Source organism: Streptomyces sp. P5F9 (assembly GCF_057961495.1).
On sequence record NZ_JBXVPZ010000634.1, the window covers coordinates 1 to 4,450 of the forward strand.

Sequence of the window (4,450 nt, forward strand, 5' to 3'; positions counted from 1 at the left end):
GTTCGGGGTCGGGGTCGGAGGGGCGCGGGCCCTCGGGACCGTCCGGGCCGACGCGCACGAGGCGTTCCACGCGCACGATGCGCGTCCGGCATCCGTCGATCACGACCTCGTCGCAGCGCTCGGCGTCGATCCGGTCGGCCAGCCGCCCGTACTCCGCCTTGGTCTCCTCGTCGAGCCGCTCCATGACCGGCGCCATCACCCGCAGATAGGTGGTGAGCGTGTCCCGCGACCCCTGCGGGCTCGCGTTCGTCATCTGCGTCGGCGCCCAGTGGCCGTCCGAGAACTCGGCCGCGGTGAACTCGGCGGGCAGCAGCACGCCCCCGGGATGCGTCTCCCGCGCGCGCAACGAGTCCTTCCGCATGGCGGCGGGAGCGGTGCCCTTGGCGTGGACCAGCGACAGGAGTTCCATGCGCAGGATGCCCTCGGACATCCCCGTCGGGGTGAAGGGGTCGATCACGAATCCCTTGGTACGGCCACGGTATTCGTGACCGTGCCCCGCCTTGGCCGGGTCGGGGTCGGACGGCCGGGGCGGTTCCGGTCCCGTCGGTCCCATCCGGATGAACTGGTCGGCCCGCACGATCCGGAACCGGCGTCCCAGCACCGTGAGTTCGTCCAGGGCCTCCCAGTCCAGCCGCTCCGCGTTCCGCAGCCACTCCCGCTGGGTCTCCGTGTCGCCGGCGTCCTCGGCGGTCCGTGCCTGTTCGCGGAAGGTCATGGCCATGGTGTCGCGTGCGCCCTGCGGGTAGGGGGTGGAGAAGAGGGAGACGATCTTCCAGCCGCCGGTCTCGATCTCCTCGGCCACACCGAATATCGCGCCACCACCGCCGAGGACGTCCGGATAGGCCTTTCGGGCCTGCCACGCCTCCACGTCCGCGAGGGCAGCCGCCGGGGCGTCCGGCTGGGCCTCCATCCTGATCATCCGGTATCCGGGTACCTGATCACCGTGCTCAGACATGTTTCCAGCATGCCCGGACGAGGGGACGGTTCGCGACGAATCAACGCAACCGGCACACCAGTTGAACTCGTGGGGCACCGCTTCTGGCCATGCGCCGCCGACCCCCGGGGTGATAGACGTCGGACATGAACAACTCGATCATCCCCTCCCGTCCGGCCGGTGTCCGATGACCGCGGGCGCCGACACCCCCGACCGCCGGGGCCGCACCGGCCTGGACCGCACCGGCCTCGACCTGACCGGCAACCCGCGCGTCAGGGTCCGCGACGTGACCCTGCTGTCCAGCCACTGGTACGTCGAGCGCACCACGACCTTCGACTTCCAGCACGGCGACGGCACGTGGACCACCCAGGAACGCGAGACCCACGACCGCGGCAACGGCGCGACCCTGCTCCTCTACGACGCCGAGCGCGAAATGGTCCTGCTCACCCGCCAGTTCCGCTACCCCGTGTACGTCAACGGCCACCCCGACGGCATGCTCGTCGAGACCCCGGGCGGACTCCTCGACGACGATGACGAGCACCCGGAGGAGGCCGTACGCCGCGAGGTCGTGGAGGAGACCGGGCACACCGTCGGCGAGGTGGAGCACGTCTTCGACGTCTACATGAGCCCTGGCTCGGTCACCGAACGCATCGGCTTCTACGCCGCGTCCTACGGCCCCTCGACCCGCACCCACGAGGGCGGCGGTCTCCAGGAGGAGGGCGAGGACATCGAGATCCTCGAACTGCCCTTCCGCAGAGCCCTGGAGATGATCCGCACCGGCGAGATCGCCGACGCCAAGACCATCATGCTGCTCCAATGGGCGGCGCTGGACGGGCCGTTCGCCAAGTAGCCGCCCGGGGACTTGACTTGAAGTGCGCTTCAGGAGGAAGACTCCCGTTCGCGCCCGGATGACCCGGGTGCGAACGGTTGGACGCGGCGAACCGAATCCACCGCACGCACAAGGCAGGGCCTCTCCTCACGAATACGGTGTGGTTTCGCCCGGGCTGTTCGGATTGTTCCGCGCGATATGGCGGGATCCGTCTCCGTCAAGAGCGCGAAAAGTCCGCCGCGCTCCGACAGCCGGAATCCGGCCACCTCCTGCCGGCGAACTCCCTTGCCCGATCGGTGACTTGATCGGGGGAGCGTGTGGCTCTGTCCGCACGACCGATCGGGCGCCGTGTGTCCGCTCCCTCGATCCTCGTCGGCCCCTCGGCGCATCGTCCGCCACAACCGCCACCTGCGTCACGTAGGTCCCTTGCGTCACGTGCGAGGGTGGACTCCGAGTGCCGTGGTGCCTTCCAATTGAACTGAACCCGCCACGGACACCGGGCAGTTTCAGGGAATCCGACCTCTTTCCAGCAGGGTTCGCCATTGATGCGAACGCGAGTTCTCCGGACTTCGGTCGGCTTGCGGAGGGGCTCGTGGAGCTCCGGAATGATCGTTTCGGAATTCCTTCCCAAAGGGGTTCACGCTGCCTCCGGTTGTGCCATCATGAGGCACTCGGAGGCGAGAGTCTCCGACGGACGACCGTGCTCGGGTGGGGATCTGACACGGCGTCCGGGGGGTTGAGCGGCAGTCCGGCGCATACGGCCGGCTGTCCGCATCGGGGGGAGTCATCCAATGGGGGAATCCCGTAATGATCAGGCATGTCCTGTGTGCGGAACTCCGGCACAGGGAGACGAGTTCTGCCCGGTGTGCCGATGGCAGTTGTACGACGACCGGGTTCTGGGGGAGTTGACCGCGCACGACGTCGAGCAGGCGCGATCGGGGCTCGAAGCGGCCGGGCACACCTGGGACGCAAGGGCGGCACGGCGGTCGGCACAGACCGGCGGGGTCGTGGGCGAGCGGCTCGCGGCAGTGATGCGAGGCGGTCCGCCCAGACAAGGGGAACGGATACCGGACGGCCCCCCGGATTCACCCGGAACGTCCTCCGGCCGGACTCCGGGCCCATGGCCGGCGGAAGATACCGAGGCGTACGAAAACATTCTCGACGACCTCTTCAGTCGCCGCGTCAAGGAATTACTCTTCCTCGAATTCACGCCGGACGACGTGAACATGATCAAGGTGGCCGTGGGAGACGGCGGATTACCCCGACAGGCCGATGCGGGAAGCACCAATTGGCGTTCCCTTGCTCCCGAACTCGACTCGCATCCGGATATCCGTCGTTTCCAACTGGCCGGCGGCATCGGCACTTTGTCCCCGGTCTCCCGCGGTGAATTCGACGACGCCGTTCTCCACTGGCTCAAGGCGTACATTCCGCCGTCGTACGAACACTCCCTCGTGCTGCTGACACCCCGCACCGGCTGGGCCCTGCTGGAGCGGGCGGCGGTCGCGGCGCGCGGTGTGTACACCCTGCGGGCCGAACTCGGACGCGGCGGCGCGACGGCCGCGGAGAGCACCACCGAGGAAGCCGTCACAGAGGTCCTGCGCACCGCGCCGCTGCTCGCCGACCACACACTGGTGCTGGCCCGTTCCGACCGGGAGACCGGTGCCGTGCGCACCCAGAACCACGTGCTGTTCCCGGCGGGGACGCGGCTGCGGCGCGGCGAGACGGCGACCTCTCGCGTCACCGTGCACGGCGGGCCCGGCGTCACACAACCGCTGCACCTACCGGTGTTCGCCGGTGCGCCCGCCCCCGACGGGACCGGCGCCCGGTCCCTGGCCGTGCACCGGGCCGGCGTCGGTGCGCTCGACCACGCCACGCTCACGTTCGTCCTGCGCGGCCCCGGCGAGGTCGACCTCGTCGATCCCCGCACCGGGACGGCACCGGTACCGACTCCGCGCGCCGCCATCGACGTACCCGCGCTGCTCACCCGCCTGCCCCACCGGATCGTCCGACCGCCCCGGCTGGAGCTCCTCCTCACGGTCGAGCTCAGCGGCGCGGACCCGGCGGAGACCGGAGAACGCCTCGCCTTCGCCCGGGAGTTGGTCGCCGCGCTCGCCGCTCACGGCCCGACCGGAGCGACCCTGCGGGTCGGCGCGGTCGGTCATTACGACCATGTGATCCAGGAGAACAGCTACACCACGCGGCCCCGGCTGCTCGAACCCCCGGTCCCGCCCGGTCCGGCGTCCGTCCTGACGGCGGCCCTCGCCGGCTGGGGCCACACCCTGCGCGCACAGGACCTCGCGTCCTCGCTGGAGGACGCGCTCCACGCGGTGATGCCGCTCGCGAGCCCGCCGAACGGCACCCCGGAGAACGTACGGCGTGTCCTGCTGATCGTGGCCCGCAGGCCGCCCGGGCGGCCCCACCAACACGACCTCGTCCCGACCTGCCCACGCGGCCGCGACTGGGAGCCGGCGCTGCGTCAGTTGCGGGCCGCCGGAGTCCGGGTGATGACCAGGGCCGACCCCGTGACCGGACCCGACCCCTCGAACCGACCGGACGCCGCTGCCCGGCGCTACGCCGACAGGGCGTGGGCCGCGCTGTCCGCCGACGGCTCGTTCCGCCCGGGCACCGACCCGGCCGCCGACGTCGCCAGGGCCCTCGCCCCGTCCTGGGACCTGGACGGCCCGCCC

At 70.5% G+C, this 4,450-nt stretch carries 3 protein-coding genes; 2 read left to right on the plus strand and 1 reads right to left on the minus strand.

The genetic code is table 11. The annotated features are described in order from the left end of the window. Positions 1 to 955 (minus strand): DUF5954 family protein (locus AC31A1_RS47365; protein WP_489659258.1); only part of this gene is annotated, 955 nt, incomplete at its 3' end. 166 nt (positions 956 to 1,121) lie between these two features. On the opposite strand from AC31A1_RS47365, the gene AC31A1_RS47370 reads away from it, so the two are divergent. Both AC31A1_RS47370 and AC31A1_RS47375 read left to right on the plus strand, forming a co-directional pair. Beyond that, on the plus strand, positions 1,122 to 1,784 hold the full coding sequence (locus AC31A1_RS47370; protein ID WP_489659259.1) for an NUDIX domain-containing protein: 663 nt from the start codon (positions 1,122 to 1,124) through the stop codon (positions 1,782 to 1,784). 1,205 nt (positions 1,785 to 2,989) lie between these two features. After that, positions 2,990 to 4,450, plus strand: a 1,461-nt coding sequence (locus AC31A1_RS47375) for a hypothetical protein (RefSeq protein WP_489659260.1), incomplete at its 3' end; no start/stop codon positions are given.